Origin of the sequence: Paenibacillus germinis, from assembly GCF_013141785.1 — a bacterium.
Taxonomy (GTDB): Bacteria; Bacillota; Bacilli; order Paenibacillales; family NBRC-103111; genus Paenibacillus_E; species Paenibacillus_E phytorum.
Genome location: NZ_WHOC01000035.1, coordinates 1 through 570, shown reverse-complemented (window position 1 = coordinate 570; position 570 = coordinate 1). Strand labels below are relative to the sequence as shown.

At 48.6% G+C, this 570-nt stretch carries 1 protein-coding gene; it reads right to left on the bottom strand.

Features of this window, described 5'->3' with window-relative positions; all coding sequences use genetic code 11:
• Positions 1–123 precede the first annotated feature (123 nt).
• A partial coding sequence (locus GC102_RS07375) for a heterodisulfide reductase-related iron-sulfur binding cluster (protein WP_171688902.1) occupies positions 124–570 on the bottom strand: 447 nt, incomplete at its 5' end.

Here is a 570-nt window from a genome sequence, read left to right as displayed (position 1 = left end):
CCATGCTCTTCAGTCGCTGCCAGCTTCCCGTTCTTCAGCCGTTCGGTCGTGAACTTCACCGCATTACGAAGAAAGTCATTGTTCAGCGCGACTTTGGATCTTTCCTTGACGGTCCCACTAGGTTTATGATCGCTCATGCGCCAGCTTCACTCCCTCGAATAGTAATTCCGCTAGATGCATGACCTTCACGGGTTTTCCACGGTAGGATAAATTGCCTGCAATATTCATTAAACATCCCATATCTAGTCCAACTAGCACTTCTGCTTCCGTTTCTAACACGTGATCCGATTTCTCAGATACCATGGCTCCAGATATATCGCACATTTTCACTGCAAAAGTCCCGCCAAACCCACAACAGTCCTCTGCATGTGGAAGGGGGACCAACTCCAAGTCTCGAATATTTTGCATCAGCTGCATCGGTTCCTCTTTGACACCTAACAGTCGGCTGCCGTGGCACGACGGATGATAGGTCACTTTGTGCGGGAACACGGCCCCCAAATCCGTAACGCCCAATACTTGCACGATGAACTGTGTGAATTCATATGTTTTTTCTACTAATCGGTTCGCTCT